Raw genomic sequence first — 13876 nt, forward strand, 5'->3', positions numbered from 1 at the left:
GCTCCGGTTAATTCGCACTTCACTGTTTTCGAATTGGAAACATGCACTTAACCAGCCGGCTCTGGAAATTCATCATTTTCCGGATTGCGATTGACAATCCCGTTCAACCTGCGGCGTATGGCGATAGTATCAGGAAAACCATGCGTAGCTATCGAATCCAATCTGCCGGATCAGCGGCAAACTTAACCCAAATACAGGTCCCCGAGCCCGGAGCCGGTCAGGTTCGGGTCGCCATTCGGGCCTGCGGTCTGAATTTTGCCGACCTTCTGATGCAGAAGGGGACATATCAGGACACACCTTCCACGCCATTTACACTGGGCATGGAAATCGCCGGGATTGTCGACAAGGTGGGGACAAACGTTTCCCACCTGAAGGCCGGAGACCGAATCGCCGTGTACTCGGGGCAAGGCGGATTGGCGGATTTCGGCATATTCGACGCAAACCGCGCGTTGCCCCTTCCGGACACGATGAGCTTCGAGGACGCCGCCGCCATTCAGATCGCTTACGGCACCAGTCACATTGCACTGGAACACCGCGCCCGCCTTCAGCCGGGGGAAACTCTTCTTGTCACCGGGGCAGCCGGTGGCGTCGGTTTGACCGCTGTCGAGATCGGCAAGCTTATGGGGGCTACCGTCATCGCGCAGGCCCGGGGCAAAGACAAGCTGGCCGTGGCCCAAAAAGCAGGTGCGGATCATCTGATTGACGCAGATGAGGACTTGCGGGAACGCGTAAAGTCACTGGGCGGTGCCGACGTTGTCTATGACGCCATCGGCGGAGACGTATTCAAGGCCGCCTTTCGCGCAACCAACCCCGAGGGGCGACTGCTGCCCATTGGCTTTGCGGGTGGAGATGTTCCACAGATTCCCGCAAACCATCTTCTGGTAAAGAACCTGACTGTGATCGGATTTTACATCGGCGGATATCTGAAGTTCCGGCCAGAGGTCGTGCGCAACAGCTTCGAGACCCTGTTCCGCTGGCATTCCGAAGGGCGCATCAAACCGCATATCAGCCACGTCCTGCCTCTGGAGGACGTGGCCGAGGGCATGAGATTGCTCAAAGAACGCAAGTCGACGGGCAAAATAGTGATTACGCCCTGACGCTTAACCCACGACTGCCCTGAGTTGCGTTCCGCCCAGCATGCTGAAGTTCTGGCGGACCAGAGCGGCCAACGCTTCGACTATTGCGCCCCGCCCTGCCTCACCACCGTACAGATTGATCAGATGCGCGGGCAGGTCTGGCAAAGCTCCATTCGATTCGATCTGCTCCAGATGCGCTGCCTCGGTTCCGTCCAGCATGGCATGAACTGCCAGATCGGCACTTACCGTTGCCTCGATCGTCCGGTCATTTTCGGTCTCAACCGCCAGTTCCCACGGGACACCCGCCGCATCCAGTGCGCCGATCACCTGCGGGCGGAACATGCAACGACGTCCCAAGGCCAGCCGTAAAGGTCGCTTTCGCCAGGCTGATCCGCCCTGCGCACCGATCCAGCGCAAGGGAAGTTCCGCAACGATCTCGGCTCCTTCACCCATGGTAGCTTCGGTCGTCAGGATCAGGTCGCATTCCCCGCGCCGGAACATTTCCTTGAGTTGCACAGTGTACGAAGACACCAGTTGAACCTTTACGCGCGGAAAATCGGCGTTGAACCGCTGCAGAACCCTGGGGATTGCCGGGTAAACGATGTCGTGCGGCACGCCCAGAACAACTTCGCCCTCAAAGGCCTGATCCGTCAGGCGACCGATCACTTCGTCGTTCAGGGCAACCATCCGCCGGGCATAGGCCAGCAACTGTTCGCCCGACGCGGTCAGCGCAATGGTTCGGCCGCTGCGATCCAACAACTCAAGACCCAACAGTTCTTCCAGACGCTTGAGCTGCATTGAAACGGCAGACTGCGTGAGGTGCAGGAACCCTGCGGCCCGCGTCACACCGCCATGATCCGCCACGGCCACAAACGATCGCAAAATGGTTATGTCCAGATTTCTCAACTTCACGATTCCTTATGGGATAGTTCATAAACATTCATTTTCATAATGTGTCATGATCGTCCATATAAATCAAGGAACATGATCCAATTGACGAAATTCATCAAGGAAACAGAAAGGACGATCCCATGTCACACGCCGCAATTTCGAATTCGCACTGCCCGGCCCGGGCATCGAGACCAAACCTGGTGAAGCGCGCCTTTGATCTGATCCGTCAGCGGCAGTCTCTTGCAAAACTGGATTGCCACGCCCTGAATGATATCGGAATCTCACGGTCCGAGGCCGAAACCGAGGCCGCTCGCCCCTTCTGGGATGCCCCCGATACATGGCGTAAGTAACCGATTTTCCGTTCCGAAATGCCAATCAGCGGCTCGTTACAGCGAGCCGCTGTTTTTGTTGAGTGAAATACCGTGTTTTAGACGTAAAACCCTTGAAACATACGCGACTCTCTCCGATATTTGCTGAGAGCTTTTCCCGTTTTCGCGGGAACACGACAGAATACATCAAGGGAGACCCTTATGGCACAATTCGATACGATCCGGACGGCGACTGGTGCGCGCGCCGCCGAGATTGACGAGGGCCTGCGCGCCCATATGAACAAAGTCTACGGCACTATGTCCGTGGGCATGTTGATCACGTTCCTTGCCGCTTGGGCAATTTCAGGGCTGTCGATCACGACTGACCCGAATGCCGCTGTGGCACAGCTGAACGCGAACACCTATCTGACGGCAACGGGTCATGCGATCTATGTCTCGCCGTTGAAATGGGTCATCATGTTCGCACCGCTGGCGTTTGTCTTCGGCTTTAGCGCCGCGATCAACCGCATGTCCGCAGCCGCCGCGCAGTTGGTTTTCTACAGCTTCGCAGCAGTCATGGGCCTGTCGATCAGCTGGATTTTCATCGCCTTCACCGGCCAGTCCATCATTCAGGTGTTCCTGATTACTTCGATCGCTTTCGCAGGTCTGTCGCTGTATGGCTACACGACCAAGAAAGACCTGTCCGGCATGGGCACATTCCTGATCATGGGCGTGATCGGCCTGATCGTGGCGATGGTTGTGAACATCTTTCTGGCCTCGTCGGCGGTTGCCTTCGCAATCTCGGTCATCGGCGTTCTGATCTTCGCTGGTCTGACGGCATACGACACGCAGAACATCAAAAACACCTACCTTCAGATGGCCCACTCGGGTGATCAGGAGTGGCTGGGTAAAGCTGCAATCATGGGCGCGTTGAGCCTCTATCTGGATTTCATCAACATGTTCATGTTCCTGCTGCAACTGCTGGGCAATCGCGAATAACGCGAACCTGATACGGAAAACGAAAAGGCGGGTCATCTTTGGCCCGCCTTTTTCATTTGGCCTATGGACGCATGAACATCGCTATCCTCAAAGCGGTTGAGGATGCTCTGTCGCGATCCAAACAAAACCAGAATCAGTCCGCGAGACGAAAAAGACCCCCGCAATTGCCAGGGGTCCTTCGCATCTGGAAATCAATTGAACGGCGTCAGCTACAGTTCAGCGGGACCGCAAAGCCTGTGCTGGACCTGCGCGACCCTTTTCCGTAGGCCGTACCACCGGCTGCCAGGCAGCCCGTAAGACGTTCAATCCGGCTGACAAAGGACGCCCCCACAGAGTTGTCCATTCGCGCGGAACTGTTCGAAGGCTCGCGAAGTACAGCAAACAGCGTATTGTTCACTTTGACGGTGCTCAGCATCAGATTGCGTTCAGCACCCTCGACGACAACGGCGTTGTTCGTCGTCCGCCCCCCGTTTTCGATCGCCACGCCGGCCATCTTTTCAAGAGACGTATCTTCAGACGCCACCCGGACTGGCGGAAGTGCCGCCAACTCGGCCGGTACATTCGTCAGCGGTGGCTGAAACGCCACTGTGCCCGGCACGTCAGCAGTTGTTCTGGGCTCCCCATCGATTCCGGTAAATCCGACACCTTCCCGGTTCCATGGATCTTCACAGGCCGCGAGGGTCAGGAAAGCGATTGCGGGCAACAAGATTTTTTTCATGACGGTCAACATATTGTGGCGGGTTGCTGAAGCGTAATGGTATGCGCAGCTTGTTTGCAAGCCATAGCAATGTCGATTAGCCGAAATCCTGATGCGCGGCTGCAACGGCGCACCGAACCGCCTGTCAATGTGGCTCGCCTTAACCGGCAGCACATGAACGACAAAAAAGGGCTCTGCCTTGACAGAGCCCTTTCGTGCAACTTTCAGTCAGAAGACAGATTACTTGATCTTGCCTTCTTTGTATTCGACATGCTTGCGCACGACCGGGTCGTATTTACGAACGGTCATTTTCTCGGTCATGGTGCGAGCGTTTTTCTTGGTCACGTAGAAGTGGCCCGTGCCCGCGGTCGAGTTCAGACGGATCTTGATTGTCGTCGGCTTCGCCATGGTTATCTCCTGCGTCCGGAAAGGCAGGGGCCTTTCGGTTGAATCCTTATGAGCGTGCGCTTTTACCCGTACTGCCGTACGAGTCAACCGGAATCGGCCCGGGATCTGCACAATTTCCGCCGTCTGCCCGCCCACGCCCGATGGGCGCATTTTGTTTGATCACGGATTCGTGATACGGTACCGGCAGATCGCATCCCAAGAAGCTGAATTCGGGCTCGACGATCGAGGCACCACAACATGGCAGGAAACTCTGGCAGCAGGGTTGTTTCATGTGACTTGATTGGGGGCTTTCATGACAGATCAGGATGAAAGGGTGAAGAACCGACCATCAGTTACGTTGGTCGCACCACCGGCGGGGTTTGCCCTGTTGGCGGGTGCCGCGCTAATAGCCGCCCTTGTCTGGCTGATCACCAACCCAATCCTCTTTTCCAACTGACAGAACCCGCAAGGCCTTGGGGCCGGTCAGTTTCGTGGCCCCGCATCAATCTGAAATTGGGAGATAGAAATGCCGATTTTCATTACTTACGCTTCTTATTCGCAAACCGGTATTCGCGGGATGCTGAAAAAACCCGAGAATCGTACAGGGCCGGTTCAGGCACTGCTGGACAAGGTTGGCGGGAAACTTCTGGCATTCTACATGACAACCGGGTCAAACGATGTGGTTGTCATCAGCGAAGCCCCCGATGGCACAGACGCAGTTGCAATTGGCATGGCCGTTGGGGCCTCGGGTGCGGTTGACAAAGTGGAAACCGTCCGCGCGTGGACAGCTGACGATTTCGTTGCGATCACGAAAAAGGCCGCCGAACTGACGGGTGCCTACACTCCGCCAGGAGGTTGAGAAATACGCGCGGAGGGCCTGTAAGCCGGATCTTGTTCCGGGGTTCCCCCCTTCGATGACCATTCCTCTAGGCCGTGCATTGCTGCACGGCTCGAGCTGCCAACCCGGTCCCTCTCGGCCAAGGCGTGCCTAGCGGCGGTTTCCAGGGCTTGCGCCCCGGACCAGCCCCGCGCGGGGACCCTATTCGGCATTGCTCCCGGTGGGGCTTGCCGTGCCGCCACTGTTGCCAGCGGCGCGGTGGGCTCTTACCCCACCGTTTCACCCTTACTCCGGATCAGATCCGGAGCGGTCTGTTTTCTGTGGCGCTTTCCGTCGGGTTACCCCGCCCGGGCGTTACCCGGCACCATTGCCTTGTGGAGTCCGGACTTTCCTCTCGGGCTTGCGCCCCAGCGGTCATCCGGCCCTCCGCGCAAGTGTGCAGTTATGCGGCGGGCAGCGCGGCGTCAAGCCGGGACGCAGCAAGGAGCACAGCCCCTCTTGGCCTGCGGCCAATTCACCCCGGGATATTTAGAGCAAGAGGAAAACGAGGGAGCGGTCAGGTCGGCAGGGCGTCCGAGCGCAGAGGAGTGAAGTCCTCAGGGGTAAGTGGGCCGGTTGCCCAAGGGCGAAAGCGGAGGCGGACGGCGCGAAGCAATGTGTCGTCATCTGCCGTAGTTGAATACCCTGCCCTGCCCGCGACCTTCCGGAAAAGTTCGGGATTCGGATCAGTCGGCCCGGCATTCTGACCACTCTGAGCTGCCAACCCCCGCCGTGCCAGCCGCGCCCAGTCGAAGCGCGGACCGGGGTCGAACTTGCGCCCAGGTGCCATGTCGGAATGGCCGATAACCCCTTCGGGTGGAATGCTCCAGCGTTTCATGATTTGTGGCAGCAGCCATTCCAGCACTGCCATCTGAGGCTCGGCAAATGGATGGGTACCGCGATTGTCCAGCTCAATACCGATCGAGCGCGAGTTGATGTCGTTTCTCCCATGCCAGCTTCCGGCCCCCGCATGCCAGGCGCGGTCCGCCTCATCCACCATTTGCCAAAGGTGACCATCGCAACCAATCAGATAATGCGCGGATACTTCCGCTGCAGGATCGCACAAACGGTCCAGCGCTGATTGCGCGCTGTCCATCGCCGTGTAGTGAAGAACGATCAGCGATGGCGCCAACCCATCCCGACGTGTGCCGAAGTTAGGAGAAGGCCGCCAATCAGGCTGCATGATCTCAGTTGCTGACAGCGCGCCGGAAGGGGCTTGGATCCCAACTGCAGGCATACCCGTCACCATCGGGGTCCAATCCCTTGCGGTCCCGCTGAGGGCCGCCATTTTCCAGAAATTCCATCTGGGCCTGATCCGGGGATGGATAGCGTGCGCAATTGCGCTGTGCCTTTGCCTGCAGGTTAAAGCCTGCGCGGCTGTACAATTGCGTCCCCACCGGGTTCGAGGTGCTGAGGGCATATTGAACGATATTCGTCCCGCCGCTTGCGCTACGCTCGGGAATGGCAGTGGGCGTCACAACCTCGTAGGTCTGGCTGTTCTGTTCTAGCCGCGCCGCGTCGGATTCGATGCTGCGTCGACCGGACACAGCCTCAAAGTCCTGCTCGTCCGAAATACCCGAACTGTTGATCACCGGGGTTGGGGTCGATGCCGACGATGTGCTCTGTATTGACGAGCCCTGTGGCGACGTGCTGGCCAGCGCCGCCGCGGTTTGGCTGGCGATATCGTCAGCGTTGCTCTGATCTCCGGTCGGGAGCGTTGAATCGAAGCCTGAAGGTGACAGCGGCTCTTCGGAAATCGCCGCGGGTGGAACCAGCGGGTTGCCGCCAACGCCCTGCCCGGCCAGTTCGGCCTCGCGTTGCGCCTGATATTCCGGCGTGTTGAAACCAACACCCGAAACAGGCGTCACGGTTTCGCACGCCGCCACAAAAGCTACGGCTGGAATCAGAAGCACTGCGCGCATAATGGCTGCTCCCCGCATGTTGTTCTTGCCTGCCCGAAGGCTTACCACCATTTGCCCGGCTTGGCCACAAACCCGGCTGCACTTTCCAGTGCGTAGGCGGTATTGAGCAGATCGCCTTCGTCCCATGGCCGACCGATCAGTTGCAGACCCAGCGGCAGCCCCTGCTTGTCCAGCCCGGCAGGTACCGAAATGCCCGGCAAACCGGCAAGGTTCACGGTCACGGTAAAGACGTCGTTCAGATACATCTGTACCGGGTCGGCCTCGGTCATTTCGCCCAGACCAAACGCAGCAGACGGAGTTGCCGGGGTCAGGATTGCATCGACACCGGCGGCGAACACGTCTTCGAAGTCCTTTTTGATCAGGGTCCGGACGCGGCGTGCGCGGTTGTAGTAGGCATCGTAGAAGCCGGCCGACAGAACATATGTGCCGACCATGACACGGCGCTGCACTTCATGGCCGAAACCTTCGGCGCGGGTCTTTTCGTACATCTCGGTGATGCCGTCGCCCTGCGCCAGCTGCGCGCGGCGGCCATAACGCACACCGTCGTAGCGGGCGAGGTTCGAGGACGCCTCGGCCGGAGCGATTACATAATAAGCTGGCAGCGCGTATTTGGTGTGCGGCAGCGAGATATCGACAATCTCGGCACCGGCGGCTTTCAGCATCTCGGCCCCTTCGGACCACAGCTTTTCGATCTCGGCGGGCATTCCGTCCATGCGGTATTCCTTGGGGATACCGATTTTCTTGCCCTTGATGTCGCCGGTCAGCATCGCTTCGAAATTCGGCACCGCAAGTTCCGTGCTGGTCGAATCCTTGGGATCATGTCCGCACATCGCCTCGAGCATGATGGCTGCGTCGCGTACGTTCTTGGTCATCGGACCGGCCTGATCCAGAGAGGATGCGAAGGCGACGATACCCCAGCGTGAACAACGGCCATAGGTCGGCTTGATGCCTGTGATGCCGGTGAACGCTGCAGGCTGACGGATCGATCCGCCTGTATCCGTGCCAGTCGCAGCAAGGCACAGATCGGCTGACACAGCAGCGGCCGAACCACCTGACGAGCCACCCGGCGTCAGCTGAGCGTCGTCATTGCCGCGCCGCCACGGGCTGACCGCGTTTCCGTAAACAGATGTTTCGTTGCTGCTCCCCATGGCGAATTCGTCCATGTTCAGCTTGCCCAGCATCACGGCACCCGCATCGGCCAGTTGCTGCGACACGGTGGATTCGTATTCGGGCTTGAACCCTTCCAAGATCTTCGAGGCCGCCTGCGAGGGCACACCCTTGGTGCAGAACAGATCCTTGATGCCGATCGGCAGGCCGCACATCGACGGCGCGTCGCCGCCCTTGATGCGCTCATCGGCAGCCTTGGCGCGTTCCAGTGCGATCTCGGGTGTCTTGTGGACAAAAGCATTCAGCGCATCGGCGTCGTCGATGGCCTTGAGGCAGGATTCGGTCAGCTCGACCGAGGTCACGTCACCTTTGCGCAGCGCGTCGCGGGCCTCGGCCAGGCCCAGTTTGTTCAGATCGCTCATGTCTTACTCCACAACTTTGGGAACAGCGAAGAACCCTTCGCGCGCGTCCGGGGCGTTGGCCAGAACCTTGTCCTGCTGATTGCCGTCGGTGACCACATCCTCACGACGTTTCAGGCGCATCGGCTCGACCGAGACCATCGGCTCGACACCTTCGACATCCACTTCGTTCAGTTGCTCAATGAACCCAAGGATGGTGTTGAACTCGGATGCCAGCGCCGGCAGCGCGTCATCCTCGACCTTGATCCGGGCCAGTTTGGCCACCTTGGCGGCGGTGCTTTGGTCAATCGACATCGGAAAACCTCATATGCGTTAGGGGGCGTTTACCCCTCTGTCGGGCGGGTCGCAAGTCTGTGACGGCGGTAAACCTCGATCATCCATCCAAGCATGATGGCATTCAGGATGTGCCATAGGAAATGCGTGCCCATTGGCCAATGGGCGCAAATCGGTTCGTCCAGCGCGCGAAAGGTGATGGAGGCGATCAGGATTCCGGCCCCGATTGCAAGCCCGCGCGCCGTTTCCGGCACCCTGTTTCGCAGCAAAACGGCATAGATCAGGATCAGCAAAGGTACCGGGGCATAACTTGCCGACCCGCCCAGCCCCGGCACCAGCTGAAACATCGGCACGGTGAGCGCAGCGTAAGGAAAAAACAACGCCGTCAGGCCCAGCGCCTGCCATGTCCCCAATTCCCAGACATCCCGGTTCACCGCGTAGATGTAGACCAATATGAACAGCAATATCGGCGTGGTATCGGCCACTGCGGCCCAGACCTGTGCGTGGGTGTGAAACAGGTAGCTGCCGATCCCGATCACTGCCAGAATTGCGACCAGCGCCATGGCCAAAGGTATGTTTTGCCCCCGAACCCGTCGCCACATGACAAAGGCAGCGATCAGAAACGCCGCATTTGTAACTGCGTTCACCGGCTCGGCCCAATAGCCGGAGTTCAGGCGCTCGCAATAGCCATCGATTTCCTGCATCCAGTCCATGGATTTTTACATAACGAATGCTAGGCTGCATCCAACAGATAAATGGGAGGATTTTCATGAATATCATCTGGCTGGGCCATGGCAGCTTTCGAATTGAGGCCGACGGGCAGGTTCTGCTGATCGATCCGTGGCTAACCGGAAACCCGGCTCTGCCCGAGGATCAGCATGATGCAGCGGTTGCCGGGGCTACTCATATTCTTCTGACCCATACTCATTTCGATCATGTGGTGGACGTGCTGCCGCTGGCCAAAAAGCTGAATATCCCTGTTGTGGGTCAGTACGACCTGATGGGGTTCTGGGGCGAAACCGAAGGGGTCGAGACCGTAGGTTTCAACAAGGGCGGCACGGTCGATCTGAACGGGATCAAGGTTTCAATGGTTCCCGCATCGCACAGTTCCACCTTTTCGACGCCCGACGGGCTGCGCACTGGCGGGACCGAAGTGGGCTTCATGATCGCGGCCGAGGGACACATGCTCTATGTTTCCGGCGATACCGATATCATGGCCGATATGGAGTGGATGGGCGACTACTACAAACCAGATATCGGCATTCTGTCTGCCGGCGGTCATTTCACCATGGACATGAAAGGGACGGCCTACGCGGCAAAGCGGTACTTCGACTTCAAGACCGTCATTCCCTGCCACTACAAAACCTTCCCGATTCTCGCGCAGTCGGCGCAAGAGCTGATCGACGGGCTGCCCGATGTAAACGTGATCGAGCCCGAGATCATGCAGCCGATAGAGATCTGAGGCATCCGCGACATGCCGAACGCCGTTCTGCCCTCGCCCGAGCTCATTGCGGTGATGCGCCGATGGAATCAGGCAGTTCAGGACGGCGACGGTGCCGTGTTGGCAAACATGCTCTCACGGTCAGAGCACCTGCGATATCAGGGTTCTGCCGACGACGAATCATGGTCAGGTCAGTTGTTCCGTAAAGGTTTTGCCGATCATGTCGCGGAAATTCCGGATTTTGACTGGCAGGAAGACAGCCTGGAAGCTTTTGAATGCGGCGACATCGGCTGGGCGCATTGTCATGCAACCATCACTTTCTCGGCCAACGGCAAAGCGTCCCCGCATCGGTTCACCTTCGTGCTGCATCTGGAGGAGGGTGTCTGGAAAGTCATTCAGGTGCACGTGTCAAACCCGATGCCCAATCTGGAAAAGATGGGTGCCGAGCATGAGGCCCTTAACGCACTTGTGGCAGCGGCGCGGGATGGCTTTGTGCAGGATCAGCGCGAAGGCACGGCGTCGGTCATGTTCACCGACATTGCCGATTCATCCAAAATCACCCAGCAACTGGGTGACAGCGACTGGACCGATACGATCCTTCATCATCTGAAACTGACCGAAGATGCCATCGCCGAACATCGCGGGCGGCTGGTCAAATCTCTTGGCGACGGAACCATGTCGATTTTTCAGACTGTCCACGACGCCATACAGGCCGGGATATCCCTGCAACGGAAAAACGCGGCATCGGCGTCAAACACTTCGCTTGGGCTGCGGATCGGTATCCACACAGGGGATGTCATTCAAAGGGAAGAAGATTTCTTTGGAACCGTCGTAAACAAGGCCGCGCGCATAACCGGCCTGAGCGGTCCGAATGAAATTCATGTCTCGGACGTTACCCGGCTTTTGGCAGGCAGCGAGACAGGTCTGCATTTCGGCCCGGCAAAACCGGTGCATCTGAAAGGCTTTGGTGGGCAACAAACGGTCTATCGTCTGGATTGGAAACCATCATAGGCACGCGCAGCGACCAGCGCAGGCGGCCGCAAGTCTGGCGCTTCAGTCGCCTCTTCGGCCCTCAAAAAACGTCTTGAGCAGCGCTTCGCAGTCCCTGGCAGAGATACCGTCGTAGACCTCGGGCTTGTGGTGCGCCTGCGGATGACTGAACACCCGCGCCCCGTGATCGACACCCCCGGATTTCGGATCGGCAGCCCCGTAGTAAATGCGCCGGATGCGCGCAGCGGCGAGGGCACCCGCACACATGGCACAGGGTTCCAGCGTTACGTACAGGTCATGACCCGGCAGCCGTTCAGACCCAATTGCGGCGCAGGCAGCCCGCATCGCAACAATTTCCGCGTGGGCCGTCGGATCATTCAATTCGCGCGTCCGGTTTCCCGCCGCAGCCACGACCTGACCACCCGGGGACACGATCACCGCACCCACGGGCACTTCACCCCGATCTGCTGCCGCGCGCGCCTCGGCCAGTGCCAGTTCCATGTACGATCTGAATTCCATGCCTCTGACTGCCCCACAATCCCGGCTTTCGCAAGCCGCCGGGATGGGCTATGGCCTCAGGATGAGCAACACCCCTCCTCCCGGCGACCGTATCGCCAAAGTCTTGGCCCGCGCGGGCGTCGCCTCGCGCCGCGAAGCCGAACGCATGATCGAAGCGGGCCGCGTGACCGTCAATGGCAAGGCTATCAGCAGCCCCGCGCTGAACGTTACCGCCAAAGACAGGATCACCGTTGATGGCAAACCGGTTTCCGAACCCGAACCCCCGCGCCTGTGGCTGTATCACAAACCCAATGGGTTGGTGACGACGACGCGCGACGAAAAGGGGCGCAAAACCATTTTCGATGATCTGCCCGAGGATATGCCCCGGGTGATGAGCGTCGGGCGTCTGGACCTCAATTCCGAAGGGCTGTTGCTGCTGACGAACGATGGCGGCATTAAGCGCAAGCTGGAATTGCCCGCCACCGGCTGGCTGCGCAAATACCGTGTCCGGATCAACGGCCGCCCCAAAGACGAGGATTTCGCGCCCCTGCGGAAGGGGCTCGTCATAGACGGGGAAAAGTTTCAGCCGATGACGGTCTCGCTGGATCGGCAACAGGGGGCCAATGCCTGGCTGACTGTGGGTTTGCGTGAGGGCAAGAACCGCGAGATCCGCCGCGCCATGGAAGATATCGGTCTGTCCGTGAACCGCCTTCTGCGTGTGTCATATGGCCCGTTCCAACTGGGTGCCCTGAAGCCCGGTGAGGTCGAGGAAATCCGCCGTCGTGTCGTCCGCGACCAGCTTGGGCTGGACACGGATGACAAGCCCGATCAGGCCCCAAAGCGCCCTGCCCGACCGCAAAGAAACAGACCTCCGATCGGCAAAAAACCTCGCAAGTGACGCCAGTTGCGCAACCTTCCCCCTAGCGCCGACCACGGGCATACATTAGTTTCTTAATATATGCGGTAGCTTGGGGGGCGCCATGTCTCAGACCGGAGTGCAAAAGGTTGCCTATGCAGCGCTTCTGGTGTTGCTGTTCGGTGTTTGCACCGGCTTGTTGGGCGGGTTGTAGGTCGTGGCCAAGCGATACGGTGGAAAATACAGCCCCGATGACAAACCGGAAATCGTGGATCAGCCCGAGCGTGGTCAATATGACGGGGCGCGGGTCGAACCAGCTGGCGCGCGAGCCAATATCATGTTCGTGCCGGCGATTCCGCTGGTGTTTCTATCCCTGAACGATGGCGCCATTGGCATGACGCTGGGCCTGGTTGCGGCGGGTATGCTGACCCTGGCCGCATGGCTGCTACGCGAAGGGTTACGCGCCGAAGCCGCCTTTAAGGCGCGCCGCACAGCCAGACGACCGGCGATCCCCCGCAAGATTTTTGCAAGTGTCCTGACGGGGCTGGGTATCGCTCTGGCGGCGTATCGCAATGAATATCTCGACACCGAAGCTGCTGCGCAGGTCAGTCTGCTGGCTCCGGTTCTTTTTGGCGTGGTCACGGCCGTACTTCATTCCGTCTCTTTCGGTATCGACCCCCTCAAAGACAAGGGAATGGAAGGCATTGACACATTTCAGCAGGACCGCGTCGCCCGCGTGGTGGATGATGCCGAAGCAAGCCTGTCGGAAATGTCCGATGCCATTGCACGCGCGGGTGACCGGCGGATCGAAGCCCGGGTCGAACGGTTTCAGAATACCGCGCGCGAGTTGTTTCGCACGGTCGAGGAAGACCCCCGCGATTTGGCCGGTGCGCGAAAGTACCTGACGGTGTACCTGCAGGGTGCCCGTGACGCGACGGTTAAGTTCGCCGATGTCTACGCGCGCACCCGCGATGCGCAGGCTCTGGCGGATTACACCGCTTTGCTGGATGATCTTGAACAGAATTTCGCGGCCCGCACCCGCAAGATGCTTTTGGATGATCGCAGTGATCTGACTGTTGAAATTGATGTGTTGCGCGAACGGCTGCAACGCGAAGGCGTCCGGTTGGATTGACCG

At 58.9% G+C, this 13876-nt stretch carries 18 protein-coding genes and 1 other RNA gene; 9 read left to right on the forward strand and 10 right to left on the reverse strand.

Going from position 1 to position 13876, the window contains the following annotated elements; translation table 11 throughout:
- Window positions 1-140 precede the first annotated feature (140 nt).
- Complete coding sequence (locus tag ACR0NA_RS07055) at window positions 141-1097, forward strand: NADPH:quinone oxidoreductase family protein (RefSeq protein WP_480727409.1); 957 nt, start codon at window positions 141-143, stop codon at window positions 1095-1097.
- Window positions 1098-1100: 3 nt separating this feature from the next.
- On the opposite strand, the gene ACR0NA_RS07060 is transcribed toward ACR0NA_RS07055, so the two are convergent.
- Entirely contained in the window at window positions 1101-1982 is an 882-nt protein-coding gene (locus tag ACR0NA_RS07060) for a LysR family transcriptional regulator (protein WP_480727411.1), read from the reverse strand.
- Window positions 1983-2107: 125 nt separating this feature from the next.
- Between ACR0NA_RS07060 and ACR0NA_RS07065 the strand changes: the two genes are divergently transcribed.
- On the forward strand, window positions 2108-2317 hold the full coding sequence (locus ACR0NA_RS07065; RefSeq protein WP_480727413.1) for a DUF1127 domain-containing protein: 210 nt from the start codon (window positions 2108-2110) through the stop codon (window positions 2315-2317).
- A 180-nt stretch (window positions 2318-2497) separates the two neighbouring features.
- The gene (locus tag ACR0NA_RS07070; protein WP_170650892.1) at window positions 2498-3274 is read left to right on the forward strand and encodes a Bax inhibitor-1/YccA family protein; all 777 of its coding nucleotides are present in this window, start codon (window positions 2498-2500) and stop codon (window positions 3272-3274) included.
- A gap of 205 nt (window positions 3275-3479) precedes the next feature.
- On the opposite strand, the gene ACR0NA_RS07075 is transcribed toward ACR0NA_RS07070, so the two are convergent.
- Together ACR0NA_RS07075 and rpmG are read right to left on the reverse strand one after the other, a co-directional pair.
- Window positions 3480-3992 carry a hypothetical protein gene (locus ACR0NA_RS07075; RefSeq protein WP_480727415.1) on the reverse strand — a complete coding sequence of 171 codons (513 nt, stop codon included), beginning with the start codon at window positions 3990-3992 and terminating at the stop codon, window positions 3480-3482.
- A gap of 219 nt (window positions 3993-4211) precedes the next feature.
- The gene (gene rpmG, locus ACR0NA_RS07080) at window positions 4212-4379 is read right to left on the reverse strand and encodes a 50S ribosomal protein L33 (RefSeq protein ID WP_007799108.1); all 168 of its coding nucleotides are present in this window, start codon (window positions 4377-4379) and stop codon (window positions 4212-4214) included.
- 292 nt (window positions 4380-4671) lie between these two features.
- On the opposite strand from rpmG, the gene ACR0NA_RS07085 reads away from it, so the two are divergent.
- Both ACR0NA_RS07085 and ACR0NA_RS07090 read left to right on the forward strand, forming a co-directional pair.
- Window positions 4672-4815, forward strand: a complete 144-nt coding sequence (locus ACR0NA_RS07085; protein ID WP_480727416.1) for a hypothetical protein — start codon at window positions 4672-4674, stop codon at window positions 4813-4815.
- A gap of 69 nt (window positions 4816-4884) precedes the next feature.
- Complete coding sequence (locus ACR0NA_RS07090; RefSeq protein ID WP_170650895.1) at window positions 4885-5217, forward strand: GYD domain-containing protein; 333 nt, start codon at window positions 4885-4887, stop codon at window positions 5215-5217.
- A gap of 5 nt (window positions 5218-5222) precedes the next feature.
- On the opposite strand, the gene rnpB is transcribed toward ACR0NA_RS07090, so the two are convergent.
- The 6 genes from rnpB to ACR0NA_RS07120 all read right to left on the reverse strand — a co-directional run bounded on the left by rnpB (window position 5223) and on the right by ACR0NA_RS07120 (window position 9669).
- Window positions 5223-5626, reverse strand: an RNA gene (gene rnpB / locus ACR0NA_RS07095) — RNase P RNA component class A.
- Between the two features lie 126 nt (window positions 5627-5752).
- Window positions 5753-6418 carry an N-acetylmuramoyl-L-alanine amidase gene (locus ACR0NA_RS07100; RefSeq protein WP_480727419.1) on the reverse strand — a complete coding sequence of 222 codons (666 nt, stop codon included), beginning with the start codon at window positions 6416-6418 and terminating at the stop codon, window positions 5753-5755.
- A 4-nt stretch (window positions 6419-6422) separates the two neighbouring features.
- Window positions 6423-7157 carry a hypothetical protein gene (locus tag ACR0NA_RS07105; protein ID WP_480727421.1) on the reverse strand — a complete coding sequence of 245 codons (735 nt, stop codon included), beginning with the start codon at window positions 7155-7157 and terminating at the stop codon, window positions 6423-6425.
- Window positions 7158-7198: 41 nt separating this feature from the next.
- Window positions 7199-8686, reverse strand: a complete 1488-nt coding sequence (gene gatA / locus ACR0NA_RS07110; protein ID WP_170650898.1) for an Asp-tRNA(Asn)/Glu-tRNA(Gln) amidotransferase subunit GatA — start codon at window positions 8684-8686, stop codon at window positions 7199-7201.
- Between the two features lie 3 nt (window positions 8687-8689).
- Complete coding sequence (gatC, locus tag ACR0NA_RS07115) at window positions 8690-8977, reverse strand: Asp-tRNA(Asn)/Glu-tRNA(Gln) amidotransferase subunit GatC (RefSeq protein WP_170325838.1); 288 nt, start codon at window positions 8975-8977, stop codon at window positions 8690-8692.
- A gap of 29 nt (window positions 8978-9006) precedes the next feature.
- The gene (locus tag ACR0NA_RS07120; RefSeq protein ID WP_480727424.1) at window positions 9007-9669 is read right to left on the reverse strand and encodes a ceramidase domain-containing protein; all 663 of its coding nucleotides are present in this window, start codon (window positions 9667-9669) and stop codon (window positions 9007-9009) included.
- A 56-nt stretch (window positions 9670-9725) separates the two neighbouring features.
- Here ACR0NA_RS07120 and ACR0NA_RS07125 point away from each other — a divergent pair, with 56 nt between their 5' ends.
- Window positions 9726-10418, forward strand: coding sequence for a metal-dependent hydrolase (locus ACR0NA_RS07125; protein ID WP_480727427.1), 693 nt, complete (start codon window positions 9726-9728; stop codon window positions 10416-10418).
- Between the two features lie 12 nt (window positions 10419-10430).
- Window positions 10431-11408, forward strand: a complete 978-nt coding sequence (locus ACR0NA_RS07130; RefSeq protein ID WP_480727429.1) for a nuclear transport factor 2 family protein — start codon at window positions 10431-10433, stop codon at window positions 11406-11408.
- 42 nt (window positions 11409-11450) lie between these two features.
- Here ACR0NA_RS07130 and ACR0NA_RS07135 read toward each other — a convergent pair whose 3' ends face one another.
- Complete coding sequence (locus ACR0NA_RS07135) at window positions 11451-11906, reverse strand: nucleoside deaminase (RefSeq protein WP_480727432.1); 456 nt, start codon at window positions 11904-11906, stop codon at window positions 11451-11453.
- Between ACR0NA_RS07135 and ACR0NA_RS07140 the strand changes: the two genes are divergently transcribed.
- Both ACR0NA_RS07140 and ACR0NA_RS07145 read left to right on the forward strand, forming a co-directional pair.
- Window positions 11905-12783: a pseudouridine synthase gene (locus tag ACR0NA_RS07140; protein ID WP_170650903.1), complete on the forward strand. Its 879-nt coding sequence runs from the start codon at window positions 11905-11907 to the stop codon at window positions 12781-12783. The genes ACR0NA_RS07135 and ACR0NA_RS07140 overlap by 2 nt on opposite strands.
- Before the next feature lie 175 nt (window positions 12784-12958).
- A complete protein-coding gene (locus ACR0NA_RS07145) occupies window positions 12959-13873 on the forward strand; it encodes a 5-bromo-4-chloroindolyl phosphate hydrolysis family protein (protein ID WP_480727434.1) in 915 nt (304 codons plus the stop codon).
- Window positions 13874-13876 lie beyond the last annotated feature (3 nt).

It is taken from the genome of Ruegeria sp. C11 (genome assembly GCF_056537725.1).

Bases quoted from the DNA above. Each gene is read 5' to 3' on its own strand.
- ACR0NA_RS07055 (WP_480727409.1), top strand. From the start codon at position 141: ATGCGTAGCTATCGAATCCAATCTGCCGGATCAGCGGCAAACTTAACC.
- ACR0NA_RS07065 (WP_480727413.1), top strand. From the start codon at position 2,108: ATGTCACACGCCGCAATTTCGAATTCGCACTGCCCGGCCCGGGCATCG.
- ACR0NA_RS07070 (WP_170650892.1), top strand. From the start codon at position 2,498: ATGGCACAATTCGATACGATCCGGACGGCGACTGGTGCGCGCGCCGCC.
- ACR0NA_RS07075 (WP_480727415.1), bottom strand. From the start codon at position 3,992: ATGAAAAAAATCTTGTTGCCCGCAATCGCTTTCCTGACCCTCGCGGCC.
- rpmG (WP_007799108.1), bottom strand. From the start codon at position 4,379: ATGGCGAAGCCGACGACAATCAAGATCCGTCTGAACTCGACCGCGGGC.
- ACR0NA_RS07085 (WP_480727416.1), top strand. From the start codon at position 4,672: ATGACAGATCAGGATGAAAGGGTGAAGAACCGACCATCAGTTACGTTG.
- ACR0NA_RS07090 (WP_170650895.1), top strand. From the start codon at position 4,885: ATGCCGATTTTCATTACTTACGCTTCTTATTCGCAAACCGGTATTCGC.
- ACR0NA_RS07100 (WP_480727419.1), bottom strand. From the start codon at position 6,418: ATGCAGCCTGATTGGCGGCCTTCTCCTAACTTCGGCACACGTCGGGAT.
- ACR0NA_RS07105 (WP_480727421.1), bottom strand. From the start codon at position 7,157: ATGCGCGCAGTGCTTCTGATTCCAGCCGTAGCTTTTGTGGCGGCGTGC.
- gatA (WP_170650898.1), bottom strand. From the start codon at position 8,686: ATGAGCGATCTGAACAAACTGGGCCTGGCCGAGGCCCGCGACGCGCTG.
- gatC (WP_170325838.1), bottom strand. From the start codon at position 8,977: ATGTCGATTGACCAAAGCACCGCCGCCAAGGTGGCCAAACTGGCCCGG.
- ACR0NA_RS07120 (WP_480727424.1), bottom strand. From the start codon at position 9,669: ATGGACTGGATGCAGGAAATCGATGGCTATTGCGAGCGCCTGAACTCC.
- ACR0NA_RS07125 (WP_480727427.1), top strand. From the start codon at position 9,726: ATGAATATCATCTGGCTGGGCCATGGCAGCTTTCGAATTGAGGCCGAC.
- ACR0NA_RS07130 (WP_480727429.1), top strand. From the start codon at position 10,431: ATGCCGAACGCCGTTCTGCCCTCGCCCGAGCTCATTGCGGTGATGCGC.
- ACR0NA_RS07140 (WP_170650903.1), top strand. From the start codon at position 11,905: ATGCCTCTGACTGCCCCACAATCCCGGCTTTCGCAAGCCGCCGGGATG.
- ACR0NA_RS07135 (WP_480727432.1), bottom strand. From the start codon at position 11,906: ATGGAATTCAGATCGTACATGGAACTGGCACTGGCCGAGGCGCGCGCG.